Source organism: Bradyrhizobium sp. 192 (genome assembly GCF_023100965.1).
Classification (GTDB): Bacteria; Pseudomonadota; Alphaproteobacteria; order Rhizobiales; family Xanthobacteraceae; genus Bradyrhizobium; species Bradyrhizobium symbiodeficiens.
The window spans coordinates 3,845,829-3,862,790 of sequence record NZ_CP064690.1; the positions used below are offsets into that span (position 1 = coordinate 3,845,829).

At 66.3% G+C, this 16,962-nt stretch carries 17 protein-coding genes and 2 riboswitches; of the genes, 12 read left to right on the forward strand and 5 right to left on the reverse strand.

Annotated features, from left to right (window positions below; all coding sequences use genetic code 11):
• The first annotated feature begins 1 nt into the window (after position 1).
• Complete coding sequence (locus IVB24_RS17435; protein WP_247773898.1) at positions 2-733, forward strand: precorrin-2 C(20)-methyltransferase; 732 nt, start codon at positions 2-4, stop codon at positions 731-733.
• Positions 730-1,461 carry a precorrin-3B C(17)-methyltransferase gene (cobJ, locus tag IVB24_RS17440; protein WP_247773899.1) on the forward strand — a complete coding sequence of 244 codons (732 nt, stop codon included), beginning with the start codon at positions 730-732 and terminating at the stop codon, positions 1,459-1,461. Before IVB24_RS17435 ends, cobJ begins: the two co-directional genes overlap by 4 nt.
• Here cobJ and IVB24_RS17445 read toward each other — a convergent pair.
• Positions 1,458-2,186, reverse strand: a complete 729-nt coding sequence (locus IVB24_RS17445) for a cobalt-precorrin-6A reductase (protein ID WP_247773900.1) — start codon at positions 2,184-2,186, stop codon at positions 1,458-1,460. The genes cobJ and IVB24_RS17445 overlap by 4 nt on opposite strands.
• A gap of 10 nt (positions 2,187-2,196) precedes the next feature.
• On the opposite strand from IVB24_RS17445, the gene cbiE reads away from it, so the two are divergent.
• The 8 genes from cbiE (at position 2,197) to cobT (ending at position 9,386) form a co-directional block, all read left to right on the forward strand.
• Positions 2,197-3,378 carry a precorrin-6y C5,15-methyltransferase (decarboxylating) subunit CbiE gene (cbiE, locus tag IVB24_RS17450; protein ID WP_247774114.1) on the forward strand — a complete coding sequence of 394 codons (1,182 nt, stop codon included), beginning with the start codon at positions 2,197-2,199 and terminating at the stop codon, positions 3,376-3,378.
• Positions 3,375-3,743: a cobalamin biosynthesis protein gene (locus IVB24_RS17455; RefSeq protein ID WP_094975125.1), complete on the forward strand. Its 369-nt coding sequence runs from the start codon at positions 3,375-3,377 to the stop codon at positions 3,741-3,743. The genes cbiE and IVB24_RS17455 overlap by 4 nt, the downstream gene beginning before the upstream one ends.
• Positions 3,740-4,522: a precorrin-4 C(11)-methyltransferase gene (gene cobM / locus IVB24_RS17460; protein WP_247773901.1), complete on the forward strand. Its 783-nt coding sequence runs from the start codon at positions 3,740-3,742 to the stop codon at positions 4,520-4,522. The genes IVB24_RS17455 and cobM overlap by 4 nt, the downstream gene beginning before the upstream one ends.
• Complete coding sequence (locus IVB24_RS17465) at positions 4,522-5,832, forward strand: cobyrinate a,c-diamide synthase (protein ID WP_247773902.1); 1,311 nt, start codon at positions 4,522-4,524, stop codon at positions 5,830-5,832. Before cobM ends, IVB24_RS17465 begins: the two co-directional genes overlap by 1 nt.
• Positions 5,829-6,560 carry a uroporphyrinogen-III C-methyltransferase gene (gene cobA / locus IVB24_RS17470; protein WP_247773903.1) on the forward strand — a complete coding sequence of 244 codons (732 nt, stop codon included), beginning with the start codon at positions 5,829-5,831 and terminating at the stop codon, positions 6,558-6,560. Before IVB24_RS17465 ends, cobA begins: the two co-directional genes overlap by 4 nt.
• Before the next feature lie 33 nt (positions 6,561-6,593).
• Positions 6,594-6,813, forward strand: a riboswitch (cobalamin riboswitch).
• Between the two features lie 36 nt (positions 6,814-6,849).
• Positions 6,850-7,527 (forward strand): energy-coupling factor ABC transporter permease, encoded by a 678-nt coding sequence (locus IVB24_RS17475; protein ID WP_247773904.1) that lies wholly within the window; start codon positions 6,850-6,852, stop codon positions 7,525-7,527.
• A 46-nt stretch (positions 7,528-7,573) separates the two neighbouring features.
• The gene (cobF, locus tag IVB24_RS17480; RefSeq protein WP_247773905.1) at positions 7,574-8,323 is read left to right on the forward strand and encodes a precorrin-6A synthase (deacetylating); all 750 of its coding nucleotides are present in this window, start codon (positions 7,574-7,576) and stop codon (positions 8,321-8,323) included.
• Positions 8,324-8,333: 10 nt separating this feature from the next.
• Positions 8,334-9,386, forward strand: a complete 1,053-nt coding sequence (cobT, locus tag IVB24_RS17485; RefSeq protein ID WP_247773906.1) for a nicotinate-nucleotide--dimethylbenzimidazole phosphoribosyltransferase — start codon at positions 8,334-8,336, stop codon at positions 9,384-9,386.
• Here cobT and IVB24_RS17490 read toward each other — a convergent pair.
• The gene (locus tag IVB24_RS17490; RefSeq protein ID WP_247773907.1) at positions 9,379-9,951 is read right to left on the reverse strand and encodes a histidine phosphatase family protein; all 573 of its coding nucleotides are present in this window, start codon (positions 9,949-9,951) and stop codon (positions 9,379-9,381) included. The two genes, cobT and IVB24_RS17490, sit on opposite strands and share 8 nt — an antisense overlap.
• A gap of 72 nt (positions 9,952-10,023) precedes the next feature.
• Positions 10,024-10,227, forward strand: a riboswitch (cobalamin riboswitch).
• A gap of 116 nt (positions 10,228-10,343) precedes the next feature.
• Here IVB24_RS17490 and IVB24_RS17495 point away from each other — a divergent pair.
• Both IVB24_RS17495 and IVB24_RS17500 read left to right on the forward strand, forming a co-directional pair.
• Positions 10,344-12,701 (forward strand): TonB-dependent receptor, encoded by a 2,358-nt coding sequence (locus tag IVB24_RS17495; RefSeq protein ID WP_247773908.1) that lies wholly within the window; start codon positions 10,344-10,346, stop codon positions 12,699-12,701.
• A gap of 12 nt (positions 12,702-12,713) precedes the next feature.
• Positions 12,714-14,135 (forward strand): PepSY domain-containing protein, encoded by a 1,422-nt coding sequence (locus IVB24_RS17500; protein WP_247773909.1) that lies wholly within the window; start codon positions 12,714-12,716, stop codon positions 14,133-14,135.
• 30 nt (positions 14,136-14,165) lie between these two features.
• Here IVB24_RS17500 and IVB24_RS17505 read toward each other — a convergent pair whose 3' ends face one another.
• The 3 genes from IVB24_RS17505 to IVB24_RS17515 all read right to left on the reverse strand — a co-directional run bounded on the left by IVB24_RS17505 (position 14,166) and on the right by IVB24_RS17515 (position 16,549).
• Positions 14,166-14,834, reverse strand: coding sequence for a siderophore-interacting protein (locus IVB24_RS17505; RefSeq protein WP_247773910.1), 669 nt, complete (start codon positions 14,832-14,834; stop codon positions 14,166-14,168).
• Between the two features lie 121 nt (positions 14,835-14,955).
• A complete protein-coding gene (locus IVB24_RS17510) occupies positions 14,956-15,648 on the reverse strand; it encodes a class I SAM-dependent methyltransferase (RefSeq protein ID WP_247773911.1) in 693 nt (230 codons plus the stop codon).
• A gap of 106 nt (positions 15,649-15,754) precedes the next feature.
• The gene (locus tag IVB24_RS17515) at positions 15,755-16,549 is read right to left on the reverse strand and encodes a helix-turn-helix transcriptional regulator (RefSeq protein ID WP_247773912.1); all 795 of its coding nucleotides are present in this window, start codon (positions 16,547-16,549) and stop codon (positions 15,755-15,757) included.
• Positions 16,550-16,962: the final 413 nt, after the last annotated feature.

The window sequence follows — 16,962 nt, forward strand, 5'->3', positions numbered from 1 at the left end:
GATGGGACGCATCATCTGCTGCGGTCTCGGCCCCGGCGATCCCGATCTGATGAGCGTGCGTGCCGATCGCACCGTGCGCGCCGCCAGCCACGTCGCTTACTTCCGCAAGAAGGGCCGGCCGGGCCAGGCCCGGCGCATCGTCGAGGGCCTATTGGCGGCCGACGTCACCGAATATCCCATGGAATATCCCGTGACGACGGAGATTGCGTTTGACAGCGCCGAGTACGTGCAGCTGCTTGCCGGCTTCCACGACGAATGGGCCGAGCGCCTGGCGCGGCTTTCGCGCGCGGTCGACGTTGTCGTGCTCTGCGAGGGCGATCCCTACTTCTACGGCTCGTTCATGCATTTGCACACGCGCCTGCAAGGCCGCGTCGAGATCGAGGTGATCGCGGGCATTCCGGGCATGGTCGGCTGCTGGAATGGGGTCGGACAGCCGATCGCGCTCGGTGATGACGTGACGACCGTGCTGATGGGGACGCTGACCGAGGACGAACTCGAGCGCCACATGCGCAATTCCGATGCGCTCGTCGTGATGAAGACCGGCCGCAATCTCGCAAAGGTGCGGCGCGCGCTCGCATCCGCCGGCCGGCTCGACGATGCCTGGCTGGTCGAGCGCGGCACCATGCCGGGCGAGCGGGTGGTGCGGCTCGCCGAGGTCGATGGTGCCGATTGTCCTTATTTCGCGATCGTACTGGTGCACGGCAAGGGCCGGCACCTGGACGCCGCCGAATGACGGGCACGTTGACCATCGCGGGCCTCGGGCCGGGCAGTGATGCGCTGGTGACGCCCGAGGTCACGGCTGCGCTGGCCGCCGCAACCGATATTCTGGGTTACACGCCCTACGTCGCGCGCGTGCTGCCGCGTGCTGGGCTGAAGTTGCATCCCTCCGACAATCGCGAGGAGCTGCAGCGCGCCCGCGAGGCGCTGCGGCTTGCGTCCGAAGGCGGGCAGGTCGTTGTCGTGTCCTCCGGCGATCCCGGCGTCTTTGCGATGGCCTCCGCGGTGTTCGAGGCACTCGAACAGGCGCCGCAATGGCGGGATCTTTCGATCCGCGTACTGCCGGGCATCACGGCGATGCTGGCAGCGGCCGCGCGCGCAGGCGCGCCGCTCGGCCATGATTTCTGCGCGATCAATCTCTCCGACAATCTCAAGCCATGGGCCGTGATCGAGAAGCGCCTGCGGCTGGCGGCGGAAGCCGACTTTTCCATTGCGATGTACAACCCGCGCTCGGCAAGCCGGCCAGAAGGATTCGGCCGCGCGCTCGCAGTGCTGAAAGAGGCAGGCTGCGGTGAGCGCCTCGTGATCTTTGCACGCGCGATCAGCGCTGCCGACGAGAAGATCGTGACCGTGACGCTGAACGACGCGACACCGGAGATGGCGGATATGCGCACGCTGGTGATCGTCGGGAATTCGCAGACGCGCCGTGTCGGCCACTGGGTCTATGCGCCGAGGCAGGTCTAATGACCGAGCCACTGCATCACCTCAATGACGCTCTCGACCCGTCGGCGTTCGGGCAGCTCCGGTCGAGAGATCATGATCACCGGCAGGCCGAGCACGCGGGCCGCGTCGATCTTGGCACGCGCGCCGTCGCCGCCGGAATTGCGGGCGACGATCCAGCCGATGCCGCGTTCCCGCATCATCTCCAACTCGCCGTTCAGCAAGAACGGCCCGCGCGATACGATCACATCGGCGGCGAAAGGCAGGGGTGCGTCCGGCGGATCGACGAAACGCAGCGTGTAGCTGTGCTGCGGCTTCGCCGCGAACGGTGCGATGTGCTGGCGGCCGATGGCGAGAAACACTTTTGCGGGCGTCTCGGGCAGCGCGGCGGCTGCGGCGCTGACATCGGCCACCTCGATCCAGTTGTCGCCGGGCGCCCTCGTCCAGGGCGCGCGCTCCAGCGCGATCAACGGCGTGCTGGTCTGCGCGCACGCCGCGACCGCATTGCGGCTCATCTCCGCGGCGAAAGGATGCGTCGCGTCGATCACATGCGTGATGTTTTCGCTGCGGATGTAGTCGGCAAGCCCGCTCACGCCGCCGAAGCCGCCGATGCGGGTCGGCAGCGGCTGATCGGCAGGCGCGCGGGTGCGGCCGCCATAGGAATACACGGCGCCAAGCCCGGCGCGCGCGACCTGCGCTGCGAGCAGGCTCGCATCGGCCGTTCCGCCCAGTATGAGCGCGCGCGTCATGGCTGATTCCTTGGCTGATCCCTGGCTGACGATCATCGGTATCGGCGAAGATGGCCTCGCCGGGCTGTCCGAGGCAAGCCGGAAGGCGCTTGCTTCGGCAGAAATCGTGTTCGGCGGCGAACGTCATCTTGCGCTCGCCAATGTCGGCAGCCGGGGCCGCCGATGGCCGGTGCCGTTCGATGCGGATGTCGTTCTAAATTGCCGCGGCCGGTCGACGGTGGTGCTCGCCTCCGGGGATCCGTTCTGGCATGGCGCAGGCGCGGTTCTCGCCGAGAAACTCGGTGGCGACGAATGGATCGCGCATCCGGCCCCGTCGACTTTCTCCCTCGCTGCAGCGCGCCTCGGCTGGCGCCTGGAGTCCGTGACCTGCATCGGGCTTCATGCGGCGCCGTTCGAACGTCTGATGCCGCATTTGGCGACAGATGCACGCATCATCTGCCTGATGCGCGACGCAGCTGCGGTCGGAGACCTCGCGAAATGGTTGACTGAGCGCGGATGGGGCGCCTCGCTGTTGTGGACGCTCGAAGCGCTGGGCGGGCCACGGGAATGCCTTGACCAGCATCGCGTCGATCTCTTTGCCGAGGATATGGCCGGAGATCTTGTTGCGGTCGCGTTATTGCTGATCGGGACGCAGGGCATTCCCCGTAGCTCGGGTTTGCCCGACGATCTGTTCATTCACGACGGCCAGATCACCAAGCGCCCGGTGCGCGCGCTCGCGCTCTCGGCGCTGGCGCCGCGTCCGGGCGAACGTCTCTGGGATATCGGCGCCGGCTCGGGATCGATCTCGGTCGAGTGGGCGCTGTGCGGCGGGGCGGCGACTGCGATCGAGGCGCGCGAGGATCGCGTCGCAAACATTCGCAGCAATGCAGCGGCGTTTGGACTTTCGCACCGGATCGCCGTCGTCACAGGGAGCGCGCCCGAAGCTGTTGCTGCACTCGAAGCACCGCATGCGGTCTTCATCGGCGGCGGTCTCGACAGCGCGATGTTCGATGCGATCTGGTCGCGGCTTCCGTCCGGCACACGGCTGGTCGCGCATACCGTGACGCTGGAGACGGAAGCGCTGCTTGGCGAGCTTCACCAGCGCCATGGCGGCGAGCTGATGCGAGTCGAGATCGCGCATGCCGCGCCGCTCGGCCGCTACCGGTCATGGGATGCGGTACGGCCAGTGGTGCAGTGGAGGGCGATCCGATGAAGGTCGCTGGACTCGGCTTCAGGAAGGAAGTCACGCTGGCTTCGTTGCGCGAAGCTTTACTCGCAGCAGGTGGCCCTGAAGGCCTCACAGCGATAGCGACGGTCAGCGACAAGGCCGATGCGGAGCCGTTGCTGCAGCTCGCACGTGAGTGCGGCGTGCCGGTCAAGGCTGTTCCGGCCGACGTCCTTGCGAGCGTCGATACCTTGACGCAGTCGAAATTCGTCACCGAGAAGTTCGGCACCGGATCGGTCGCCGAGGCTGCGGCGCTCGCGGCCGCTGGTCCTCGCGCACGGCTGATTGCGACGCGCGTAGTCTCGCAGGATCGCACGGCGACCGCCGCGATCGCCGAAGGAGACGGCGCATGACGGTGCATTTTATCGGCGCAGGACCGGGCGCGCCTGACTTGCTGACGTTGCGCGCCCGCGACCTGATCGCGGCCTGTCCGGTCTGCCTCTATGCCGGCTCGCTGGTGCCGGAGGGCGTGCTGGCGCATTGTCCGCCCGGTGCGCGTATCGTCAACACCGCGCCACTGTCGCTCGACGAGATCATCGCCGAGATCGCCGCCGCGCATGAGGCGGGCAAGGATGTGGCGCGACTGCATTCCGGCGATCTCTCGATCTGGTCGGCGATGGGTGAGCAGCTTCGCCGCCTGCGCGCGCTCGGCATTCCCTACACGGTCACGCCCGGCGTTCCCTCCTTCTCGGCTGCTGCGGCGGCGCTCGAGGTCGAGCTGACGCTGCCCGGGCTTGCCCAGACAGTGGTGCTGACGCGCACGCCGGGCCGCGCCAGCGCTATGCCTGAGGGTGAGAAGCTGGCGGCATTTGCCGCGACCGGCGCGGTGCTCGCGATCCATCTGTCGATCCATCTGCTCGACAATGTCGTCGCCGAGCTCACGCCCCATTATGGCGCGGCTTGCCCGGTCGCGATCGTCTGGCGCGCGAGCTGGCCGGACCAGCGCATCGTCCGTGCCACGCTTGCAACACTCGATGCTGCCGTTGGCGCGGAGATGGAGCGCACCGCGCTGATCCTGGTCGGCAAGACGCTGGAAGCTGCGGATTTCGACGAGAGCCGCCTTTATGCCGCCGATTACGACCGCCGCTATCGGCCGGTCGGCGCCGAGCCGCGCTTCCCGGAGGCCTCGTGATGGCGGCAGGCCTCGTCATCTCCGCACCGGCCTCCGGCGTCGGCAAGACCACGCTGACGCTGGCGCTCGCACGCGCCTGGCGTCATCGCGGATTGAACGTGCAGTGCTTCAAGAGCGGTCCTGATTACATCGATCCCGCCTTCCACGCCGCAGCCACGGGCCGCGCCTCCGTCAACGTCGACAGCTGGGCGATGGACCGCGGGGCAATCGCCCATCTCGTCAGCCGCGGCGTGGATGCCGATGTCGTGCTCGCCGAGGGCTCGATGGGCCTGTTCGACGGCGTCGCCGCCCGCGGCGTTTCCGGCACCGGCGCCACCGCCGATATCGCAGAGATGCTGGGCTGGCCCGTGGTGCTGGTGATCGACCCTTCCGGACAAGCGCAGACGGCGGCGGCTATCGCCGCGGGCCTCCGCGATTATCGCCCCGGATTGAAGCTTGCCGGCGTTGTGCTCAATCGCGTCGCCAGCCCGCGCCATCAAGATCTCGTGCGGCACGCGCTCAACGAGGTCGGGATTGCCGTGTTCGGCGCGCTGCCGCGCCATGCCGAGATCAGCCTGCCGAAGCGGCATCTCGGCCTGGTGCAAGCCGAAGAGCAGGCCGAGATCGGCAAGCTGATCGACGAGGCCGCGCGCTTCGTCGCCGAGCATGTCGACCTCGATGCGGTGCTGCGATCTGCGGCCAGCTGGTCGCCGCAACCTGCCGTGAACGGCCTGAACGTGGCGCCGCCGGGGCAACGCATCGCGCTCGCCCGCGATGCCGCGTTCTCCTTCGTCTATCCGCATATGCTGGAAGCCTGGCGCGGGGCGGGCGCGGAGATTTCGACGTTCTCGCCGCTCGCCGATGAAGCGCCTGACGCGAGCGCCGATGTGTGTTGGCTCCCCGGCGGCTATCCCGAGCTCCATGCCGGCAAGATCGCGGCCAATGCGCATTTTCGCAGCGGCCTGCGCGCCTTCGCCGAAACGCGGCCGGTGCACGGCGAATGCGGGGGCTATATGGTGCTGGGCACCGCTTTGACCGATGCGGACGGTGTCCGCCACGAGATGACGGGCTTGCTCGGCCTGGAGACGAGCTTTGCCAAGCGCCGCATGCATCTCGGTTATCGTCTGGCCGAACTCGCCGCGCCGATGCCGGGACACCGGCCCGGCGCACGCCTGCGCGGCCATGAATTCCACTATTCCACGATCATCGCGCAGCCTGACATGCCGCTGGCCGTGGTGCATGATGCGACCGGCGCGGTCATTGCCGAAACCGGCTCGCGGCGCGGCCACGCCACCGGTACGTTCTTCCATCTGATCGCGGAGGATCGGTGAGCGGCTTCGTCTCCTTCATCTCCGCCGGACCGGGCGACCCCGAACTGCTCACGCTCAAGGGCGCCGCGCGGCTGCGCGAGGCCGACGTCGTGCTCTATGACGATCTTGCCTCCGGCGCGATCCTCGATCTCGCCCGGCCCGGCGCCAATCTCGTCGCGGTGGGGAAACGGGCAGGACGTCCCTCGACCAAGCAACATCACGTCAACCGCCTGCTGGTCGACTATGCCGCAACAGGGGTGCGCGTGGTGCGGCTCAAGTCGGGCGATGCCGGCATTTTCGGCCGGCTCGAAGAAGAGTTGGAGACGCTGCACGAAGCGGGCATCGGCTACGAGATCGTTCCCGGCGTCACCTCGGCCTGCGCCGCGGCGGCGCAGGCCGGCATTCCCCTGACACGGCGTCACACCTCGCGACGGGTGCAGTTCGTGACCGGGGCCGATGTCACCGGAGAGTTGCCGCCGAATCTGAATTGGGCGGCGCTGGCCGATCCTGAGGCGACCACCGTGGTCTATATGGGCCGACGCACCTTTCCGGCGCTTGTCGCAAAACTGGTCGCGCACGGCCTCGCCGCGGACACCCCGGCGCTGGTCGCCGAGTCCCTCGGCCGTCCCGACGAGCGGCTGGTGCGCACCACCATTGCCGAGCTCGCCGAGCAGCTTGCCCGTGGTGGGGCGCCTTCGACTGCCGCGGTGATCCTGTTCGGCGCGCTGGCGGGGGATTATTCGTCATGAACGGCCCGGCACTTGCGCAGGCTCGACGAAAGGGGCACACAGGAGGGGCATGGTGCTCAACGCGGCGCAAAGCGCCGGAGCATAATCGGGAATGGGGGTGGGCGGACCCAGTTGCGGCGCTCAAAACCCCAGCCGCCCCCGCGACTGTAAGCGGTGAGGGACTCCGATCAGCCACTGGGCCGCAAGGTTCGGGAAGGCCGGAGAACCCAGCGAACCGCGAGCCAGGAGACCGGCCGTGCGCGTTTTGAGGCCAAGGCCGTCGGGTGTGACGGCAGGAAGGAACTGAGCCATGCATATCGAACCCGGTCTAGTGACGGGCGCCAAGCTCGTGTTGAGTTACGCAACCGGCATCGCCGCAGGCGGCGTTGCGCTGAAGCTCGCGGTCGAGACCGTGCGTGAGCAGGGCGTCACGTCGTTTGCGGCGCGGACGCTCGCCACCACGGTCCTCGTCTTCGTCTTCTTCGAGATCCTGCCGCACTTCCCGGTCGGTGTCTCCGAAGTGCACTTCATTCTCGGCTCGACGCTGTTCCTGCTGTTTGGTGCCGCGCCCGCCGCCTTCGGCCTTGCTTTCGGTCTCCTGCTCCAGGGCGTGTTCTTCGAGCCCGCCGACATCCCGCAATATGGCATGAACGTCACGACGCTGTTGGTGCCCCTGTTCGCGATCCAGGCGATCGCCACGCGGACCATTTCGCGCAACACCGCCTATGTTGATTTGAAATATCGACAGGCGCTGGCGCTTTCGACGACCTACCAGGCCGGCGTTATCGCCTGGGTGGCGTTCTGGGCGCTTTACGGTTCGGGCTTTGCGATGAGCAACCTCGCGAGCATCGCGACGTTTGCGGCTTCTTACGCGCTGGTTATCGTGATCGAGCCGCTCGCCGATCTCGCCGTGCTGGCGCTGGCGAAGTCGTTGCGCGGCGTCACCGCGCCCGGCCTCGTCACCCCGCGCCTGCACAACGCGGCCTGAGAGACAAGCGAACGGGCGGCCAGCAGGGCCGCCCGTCGCGTTCGCGATGTTCATGCTCTCCCTGATAGGGATCGGTTGCGGCGATCCCGACCAGCTCACGCGCGCTGCTGTTCAAGCGATCAACGCCGCCGATCTCGTCCTGATCCCGCGCAAGGGAACGGCGAAGTCGGATCTCGCCGATCTCAGGCGGACGATTTGTGCGGACGTGCTCACCAGCGACAAGACAGTCATCGCTGAATTCGATCTTCCCGTGCGCGACGCTGCTGAAGCCGATTACCGCAAGGGCGTGGACGATTGGCACAATGCGGTTGCAGCGACCTGGTCGCAGACGATCGCGAGCCATCTCGAAGGCGAGGGTAGGGTTGCGCTGCTGATCTGGGGCGATCCTTCGCTCTATGATTCCTCATTGCGCATCGCGCGGCGGCTCGATCCCTTGCCTGACATCGAGGTCGTGCCCGGCATCACCTCGATCCAGGCCCTGTGCGCGGCGCATGCGCTGCCGCTCAACGACATCGGCGAGCCCTTTCTGGTCACGACGGGGCGGCGCTTGCGCGAAGGTGGCTGGCCGCAAGGTGTCGATACCGTGGTGGTGATGCTCGACGGCGGCACGGCGTTTCAAGCGCTCGATCCGGAAGGCCTGCAGATCTGGTGGGGCGCCTATCTCGGCATGCCCGACCAGGTCGTCATGTCCGGCGCGGTCGCGGAGGTTGGCCCGCGCATCGTCGCGGCGCGCCAAGAGGCGCGCGAGCGGCACGGCTGGATCATGGACAGTTACATTCTCAAGCGCGCGCGTTGAGTGAGGCAGCATGCTCCCCGAATGGATTACCCAGAACTGCCCTGAGATCTCCGTGGCCCATCGCGCCGCAGCGATCGCGCGGCAGGCGCAACTGACAAAGCCGACCGGTGCACTCGGCCGGCTGGAGCAGCTCGCGATCGAACTCGCCGGTTTGCAGGCGACCGAGCGGCCGCGTGCGGCGCTTGTGCCGATCATCATCTTCGCCGGCGACCACGGCATCGTCGCGCAGGGCGTCTCGGCCTATCCGCAAGGCGTGACCATCGCGATGATGGCGAATTTTGCCTCCGGCGGCGCCGCGATCTCGGTGCTGGCGCGCGAGCTTGGCTCGAGCCTGGAGGTGGTCGATGCCGGCACGCTGGCGCAGGACGAGATGGCAGGAATCGTCACCGACAAGCCGCGCCGCGGCACGCGCGATTTCAGCGTCGAGGCTGCGCTCGCACCCGCAGAGCTGGCGTTTGCGTTCGAGGCCGGCCAGCGCGCGGTCGCGCGTGCGGCAGCCCATCAGCCTGATCTCCTGATCTTCGGCGAGATGGGGATCGGCAACACGACGACTTCGGCTGCGATCGCGGCGGGCCTGCTTGGCGTGAGCGCCGAGGAGATCGCTGGCAGCGGGACCGGGGTCGATGCGGCCGGCCGTGCGCACAAGGCGCGGGTGATCGATGCGGCGATAGCCCGCCACGGCGTTGCGGGTGCCTCGGCCGATAAAATTCTGTGCGCCGTCGGCGGCCTGGAGATCGCCGCGATTTCAGGTGCGATCATCGCGGCCGCGCAGCGCCGCATCCCGGTCTTGATCGATGGCTTCATCGTATCGGTGGCCGCGCTCGCCGCGGCCCGGCTCAATCCGTCGTGCCAGCCGTTCCTGCTGCCGTCGCATCAATCGGCGGAGCAGGGACACCGGCTGGTGCTGCGCGCGCTGAACGTGCAGCCGTTGATCAGCCTCGATCTCCGGCTCGGAGAGGGATCGGGCGCGGCCATTGCGCTGCCGCTGGTTCGGCTCGCCTGCAGCCTCCACAACGACATGGCGACCTTTGCGCAGGCCAATGTGCCTGACAGGCCTAGCTGATCCGCTGATTGACGGAGACGACGCGCCAGCCGCTCGCAAGGCGATCGATCCGGGTCAGCGATAGCGGATCGATCACGAAGCGCAGGGCAGCCTGCGGTGTCAGATCCAACGCGATGCAGAGCGCGGCGCGGATGGTGCCGGAATGCACGACGAGCGTGGCCGATCCGGCGCCGATCCGCGACAGACCCGACCGGACACGCGCGACCTGGTCCGCAAAACTCTCGCCGCCCGGCGGCCGTGCGTTCGCCGGATCATTCCAGAACTGCGCATAGGCATCGTCGCCGGTGGCACTGAGTTCGTCGTGTCGATGGCCGGTCCAGTCGCCGAAATCCTGCTCGCGGAATTCGCTGATCAACTCCGGTTCGAGCCCCAGCGCGCGCGCCGTCTCGACCGTGCGCCGTGAGGGGCTGGCATAGCTCGCGGCATCCGGCGGCAGACGCCGTCGCACGGCATCCAATTGGGCGCGATCGCCGAGATCTGCCGGCGCGTCGGCAGCGTGGATGGTGCCTGTGACGCCCTCGACCGGCGCGTGCCTTATCAGCCAGAGGAAGGTCTCGCCTTCCATGCTCATCTCCAAGGAAGTTGGTCGTTGTGGCAATAACGCCGCAACTGGCACATTGACTCTGTTGTGATGGTAATCCTAGATGCTCGCGACGGTTTCCCCGAGAGGGGATGAAAAGGGAATACGGTGCGGGGATATTGTCCCCAACGCCGTGGCTGCCCCCGCAACTGTAAGCGGTGAATCCTTCGTCAGAAGCCACTGGGGTGCTCGGTCCCGGGAAGGCGACGAAGTGGTGACGACCCGCGAGCCAGGAGACCTGCCGTCAGCCGTGGTCACACGCGAAGATGTCGGTCGGGGAGTACAGACATTCGGCTTCATCGGACGGCCTGAAGGCCAAAAGGTGAGACCTCGTTCGCTGTGACGTGCCACTGACGTCATACCGAGGTCCCAAAACCGTGTCTTCCATCCGTATCGTACGACCGCGTCGCTTTCTGCTCGCGTCCGCCGCGCTCACATCCTTTGCCGCTCTCGATCTGCCCGCCGCGCTGGCGCAGCAGGCCCGTGAGCCCCTGCCGCCGGTCGAAGTGTCGCCGGCCCAATCCCGCAAGCAGGCCAGGCCGGCCGGTCGGGACGCGCAGAGCCCGCGCCGCGCGGGTGCGCGCAGGCCGGCAACCGCAGCAGCGATGCCGAAGCCCGTCGTGCCGACTGAGGCACCCCCGACGCCGCTCAACAGCAACGCCGTGGCCGAAAGCGCCTCGCGGCTCGGCCTGACGGTGCGCGAGATACCCGCGACCGTCGAGGTGATCTCGGCCGAGACCATGCGCGAGCTGGGCTATCGCACCGTGTCGGATGTGGCGCAGGGTGCGGTCGGCGTCACGTCCGGCGACAATCCGGCCGAACCCGCGGCGTTCTCCATGCGCGGCTTCACCAACAGCCAGATCAACACGCTCTACAACGGCATCAAGATCGGTCCGCAGAACATGACCTCGCGGATCACGGACACCGCAAATCTCGAAGCGGTGGAGTTTCTGAAGGGGCCGGCCTCGCTGATATCCGGCGAGGGCGCCGCTGGCGGCGCCATCAATTTCGTCACCAGGCAGCCGCATACTGGACCGATCCGGAACGAAGCTGATTTCTCCTGGGATTCGCTGAATTCGTTCCGCGCGCATTACGGCTCGGGCGGCAGCACCAACGTTCAAGGCCTCGATTACCGCTTCGATATCAGCCGTTCCTCGCTCAACGGCTTTGTCGACGATACCAATACCAAGATGCTCGACGTCTCCGGCCAGCTCAACTATCGCATCTCCGACAGTCTCAAGGTGTGGGGCGCGATCGAGTATCGCGAAGACCGCTCCAAGGCCTATTGGGGCGCGCCGCTTGTGCCGATTGCCTATAGCGGTTCGCATGCGACGAGTGGGATCGTTTCGGGCAATTACGTCTCGAACTACAACAAAACCAACCTCGGCGCGGTGACCATCGACGACCGCACCTTCAACACCAATTACAACGTCCTCGACAACCGTAACGTCGCGCAGGAGGTGTGGCTGCGCGGCGGATTCGAGCTCAAGCTGGCGCCGGACCTGACGCTGAAAAGTCAGGCGTATGGTTACGGCGCGGAGCGCACCTGGTTCAACAACGAAATCGAGGCCTTCAATTCCACCACGAACCTGGTCGATCGCGAGCGCTTCTATGTCGCGCACAGCCAGCGCCTCGTTGGTAACATCACCGATTTGATCTGGGACGCCAATATCGCAGGCTTCGACAATCGCCTGGTCACGACGCTGTCGTCGAGCTATCTCGATTTCGTCAGGCCGGGCGCCGCAAACTTTCCCGGCGACTCCGTTTCGCTGGTCGATCCCAACCGTGGCTTTTACGGCCTGCTGACGACGCAACAGCAGACCGCGCGCATCGACAATGAGGCGCTGTCGTTCGAGGACCGGCTGAAGCTGACGCGGACCTTCGCGCTGGTCGGCGGCCTGCGCGTCGAACATATCGGGCTCGACCGCAATTCGACCGATTCCGCCGGGCTTGTGAGAGCGGGTTTTCCGTTCACGAAAGACTGGGCGCCGGTGACGGGTCGCATCGGTTACACCTGGGAGGCCGTGCCCGGCCTGACCTTCTTCAGCCAGTACGCGACCGGCGCCGACATCTCCGCCAACAATATCTTCCTGCTCGGGCCGACCCAGCCGCTCGACCTGACGACCGCGCGCACCTACGAGACCGGCGTCAAGCACCTGTTCTGGGACAACAGGGCGGAGTGGTCGTTCTCGGCCTACGACATCGTGCGCAAGAACGTCTATGCCGCGGCCGGCGGCATGGCGCTCAATATCGCCGGGCGACAGGAATCGAAGGGCGTCGAGCTTGCCGCTTCGGTCCGTCCGATCGATCCGCTGCGTCTGTGGGGCAACATCGCCTATGTCGATGCGCGCTATGCCGATTACGATTTCGCCGGCGGCTCGTTCTCCGGCAATACGCCGCCCAACGTGCCGCGCATTGTAGCAAATGCCGGCGCGTCCTGGCGATTCTTCACGCCCTGGCCGGTGGAGCTCGGCATCACCGGCCGCCATGTTGGCGACCGCTACAACACCGATGCCAATGTCGTGACGATGAAGGCGTACACGGTGGCCGATGTCTACGCCTTCGTCGACATCCCCAAGACGGTGTTCAACGCGGTCGACCGGGCCCGCCTGACCTTCCGTGTCCGCAACATCACCGACAAGCGCTACGCGATCTGGGGAGATCCGTTCTATCCCGACCAGATCCTCCTGGGCGCGCCGCGCACCTATGAGCTCTCGGCCGCGTTCAAATGGTAGGGCGCTGACCACATGATGAGCGTGATCGTCCTGGTGCACCGCTGGCTCGGGATCGCGTTCTGCCTGCTGTTCGCGATGTGGTTCGCGACGGGGATCGTGATGCACTTCGTTCCGTTTCCGTCGCTGACGGAAGCGGAACGGTTTGCCGGTCTTGCTCCGGTGGATCGCGGAGCGGCGAGGATCCCGGTTGCAGAGGCGGTCGCTGCGAGCGGGGTCGCCGGCGTCGTGCGCGTCCGGTTGATCCAGCGGAGCGATGCCGCGGTCTACATCGTCTCGGGACCGTCGCGCGTGCGCGCGGTGCGCGCCTCCGACGGAGGCGATGCGTCGGTTGCAATTGCCGATGCCGCGCTTGCCATCGCGCGGGAGCACGCGCGCAATCGCGGGCTCGATGCCGCGCGGGCCGCGGTCGTTGCGCGTTCGGACTATGATCAGTGGAGCGTGCCGAACGGCTTCGATCGCCACCGGCCGCTGTTTCGGGTGGCTCTCGGCGATTCTGCGGGGACGGAAGTCTATGTCTCCTCGTCCACCGGCGAGATCGTCCTGGATACAGGGCGGCGCGAACGGGGCTGGAATTGGGCCGGCAGTGTGCTGCACTGGATTTATCCGACCGTCCTGAGAAGCAATTGGTCCCTGTGGGATCGCGTCGTCTGGACGCTGTCATTGCTGGCCTTGATCGCGGCGATGCTTGGTGCGGTGCTCGGGATCGCGCGGGTGAAGCTGCGCGGGCGCCGGATGTCCTCGCCCTATCGTGGCTGGCACGCGTTGCATCACGTCATTGGCCTTGCGGCAACAATGTTCGTGCTGACATGGAGTCTCAGCGGCTGGCTCTCGATGGATCACGGCCGGCTGTTCTCGCGGGGGCAATTGACCGCCGCCGAGTCAGGCGTGACGAACGCATTGCCCGATTGGACGGCTGCCTCCTTGCCTGATCGGCAGCCGATATCACCCTCGGCTCGGGAGATCGAATGGTTTGCCATCAACGGCACTGTCTACCGGCGCGATCGGGTGAGCCTTGACCGTCAAGTCTTGATCAAGGCAGGGGACGCGCCCCGCGACGGACCAGCGGGATTTCTGGATAGGCGTGAGATCCAGAGTCTGGTGGCGCGCCTCGCTGCCGGCTGTGGCGTGCCGTCCGTTCTTGCGGGCAACGACGATTACGCTGCGCAATCGGCTATTCCGGGCGCGCCGGTGTACCGCTCGCGCTGCGGCGACATCTGGTTCGATATCGACGGCGCCGATGGCAGCGTGCTGCAAAGGCTGGATGCCTCGCGGCGGACCTACCGCTGGGTCTATAGCGCGCTCCACACGCTGGATTTTCCGTTTCTGGTGGCGCATCCGCGTCTGCGCGATGTCCTGATCGTCGGGCTATGTGCGTTGGGGCTGGTGTTCTCCGTCACCGGGATCGCGATTGGCTGGCGGCGTCTGCGGTCCTGACCGACGGACTGCGGTCACATCGGCTCCTCTCTAGTCCAGACCGGTCTTGCCCGGTGCCCAATAGGCTTTTGCCCTGATCCGCGATGATGCGACGCCGGCGGCCTTCAAGGCGCGGCCGACGCGCTGGATCGAGGATGCCTTGCCGGTCAGGACGAACTGCGCGCCGTTTGCGCCAAGGCGAAGCAGCTCGGATTCCGCGGATGCAAGATGGGTATCATGGGCACTGCGTGCGATTAATCTGGCCTCGCCGAGGCCGATGGAGTCCAGCACCGGTCTGGACTCCGCGATATCAGTGGTTTCGAACAGATGCAGCGCGCCGCCAGCCTGCAGGCTGGCGCGCAACGCGGCTGCAAGGCCGAACGAGGTTTCATCGCCGAACAGAACGATGGGCGCTCCGAGGTCGGTAAGGTCGAGCGACCGGCGAGGACCAAAGAACTGGCAGGTGTCACCTTCACTCAAACCGCTGGCCCAGCGGCTGCCGGGGCCATCGCCATGGGCAAAGGCGAGCAGCCGCATTCTGCCGTTGCCGGCGTCCCACGACATCGGCGTATAGGTGCGCGCGCTAAGGCCCGAGCCCATCGCGACCTGGATCTTATCGCCGGCCGTCCAGGCGACGTTCCCGAGCGCTTTGCCTTCGAGCTCGACAAGCCGGAAGCGGGACGAGAGCGTCTCGATGCCGGCAACGCGCGCAGGACGCATCAGCCATCGCAGCAACATCCGCGTCAGCCGTCCCTGCGGTGCCCGCGATGGCTCGGACGTCTGTGGCTCGTGAGCTGGCTCGTTCAAGTTTGGCTCCATCGCAGTTTCACCATCGCGCCGATCATCTGGTCCTGATCGTGAATTCGTTGCCACGTCCCGGATCGAACGGTAGAGATAGGGAGAGGTAGCCGTTCTCGGGATCGCGCACGTAGTCGATATAGCCCGAGGCTTCCTCGAGCGCGTTCTCGCCGACGATGACGGCGCCCGGCTTCAGATGTGGTTCCAGCAGCTTGAGAATTGGAAGATAGAGAGTAAATGCTCCGTCGAGCATGACCATGTCGATCTCGCCGCCGAGGCCGGAGCTGAGCGTTTCGCGCGCATCGCCGTGCCTGAACTCGACGAGGTCGGCGAGCCCCGCGGCGGCAACGTTCGCCCGTGCCCGCTCGATCTTGCCGGGTTCGAGATCGGTCCCGATCAGGCGCCCGCCACCGATGTCGCGCAGGCCCGCCGCCATGTAGATCGCGGAAATTCCCATTGAGGAGCCGAACTCGACGATGCGCTTTGCCTTGCGGGCACGGACGCACATGTAGAGGAAGCGTCCGAACTGCGGAGAGACGCTCAGGAAATTGTCCGCAAATCCGCGATAGACTTCGTTCAGATCGCGGCTCTCGGCCGCGATGGCCTTGCTGATGATCTCGTCACGGCTGTTCGCTTCGTTCGCGAAGGCTTGCATCAGGGGGCCGTCGGCGACCTCCGCTTCCTGGTGAAGACGATGGAGGAATTCGGCGACGACGCCCTTGCTGAGTGAATCCATGTCGGTCGGCTCCTTGCAATGCGCCCGCCGGGCGCTTCGGAGCCTGGATACGAGATGGTCCCTCAGACCGCATTCCGCGAACGGGACAATCGATTGCGAATTCCGGTCAGTGTGCGCCGACGCGGCGTTCGGCCAGATATCGCGCCGGCGGCTTGCCCAGCGCCTTGCGGAACATGGTGACGAAGGCGCTGGCCCCCTCATAGCCGAGATCCAGCGCCACGGCCTGGACCGATGCGCCCTGGTCGAGACGTTGAAGCGCGATCAAGATATGGAGCTGTTGGCGCCAGCGGCCGAAGCTCATGCCGGTCTCGCGTCGGAGGATGCGGGTGAGGGTGCGCGGAGCAACGGCCATGCGCCGGCTCCAGTCCTCGATCGTCGCGCGATCGGATGGATCGGTCATCATCGCGCTCGCGATCCGGCGCAGCCTGGCGTCGGCCGGCATGGGAAAGCGCAGCTCTTCGGCGGGCGCAAGAGACAGCTGGTCGATCAGTACCGCGGCGATCCTGCCGTCGGCGCCGTCGGGATCGTACATGACCGGCATGTGGGTGGCATGCACCAGCAAACGCTCGAGCAAGGGCGAGATCGTCAGTGTGCAGCATTGCCGCGGCAACGCAGGCACCGCATCCGGTTCGACGAACAGGCAGTGCATCTCGACGTCGCCGGCGACGCTGACGCTGTGCGGAACATGGCCGGGAATCCACACCGCACAACGCGGCGGGACGATCCAGACGCCGTGTCCAGCCTCCAGCCTGACAAGGCCGCGCATGGTCAGGACGAGCTCGTCCTTGCGATGCGCGTGCATGGCCAGCTCCATGCCCTTGGTGACCATGTGGCCCCCGAAAGCGGCGACGGCGCGCGGCACGGTCTCGGGATCGAAATCCCCGAGATCATCGGGGTTCATCTGGTCATCGTTGATCCTGAAGAAGGGCATGGCAGGCGATGGGGGATCCGCAGAGGACTGGCTGGTCCAGGCAATATCTGGCCCGTGATCGCGACTTTCAACGCAGGTCGCCCGAATCTCGATGGTTTCTAACCAGCTCGTCCCAACGGATGGCTGCGCGTTCGCCCATCGATCGGACCGGACGATATCCTCGCTTACTGACCGTACAATAAAGAAAGGCTGAGCCGCCCGCCGTGCATGGCTCATGGGCATCCGAACCCGGCGCAACGCCGTTCGATCGCCTGCAAATTAGACAGACGATTTTAGTCGCTGGGATCGCAGTGCAACGGCCGTGGCGGTTTGCGCGGAAAAATCCGTGGTGCGATGCACTCTGCCGTCGTCCAGCAGTCCGCGTCTGCATGCTCTCTGCGCGG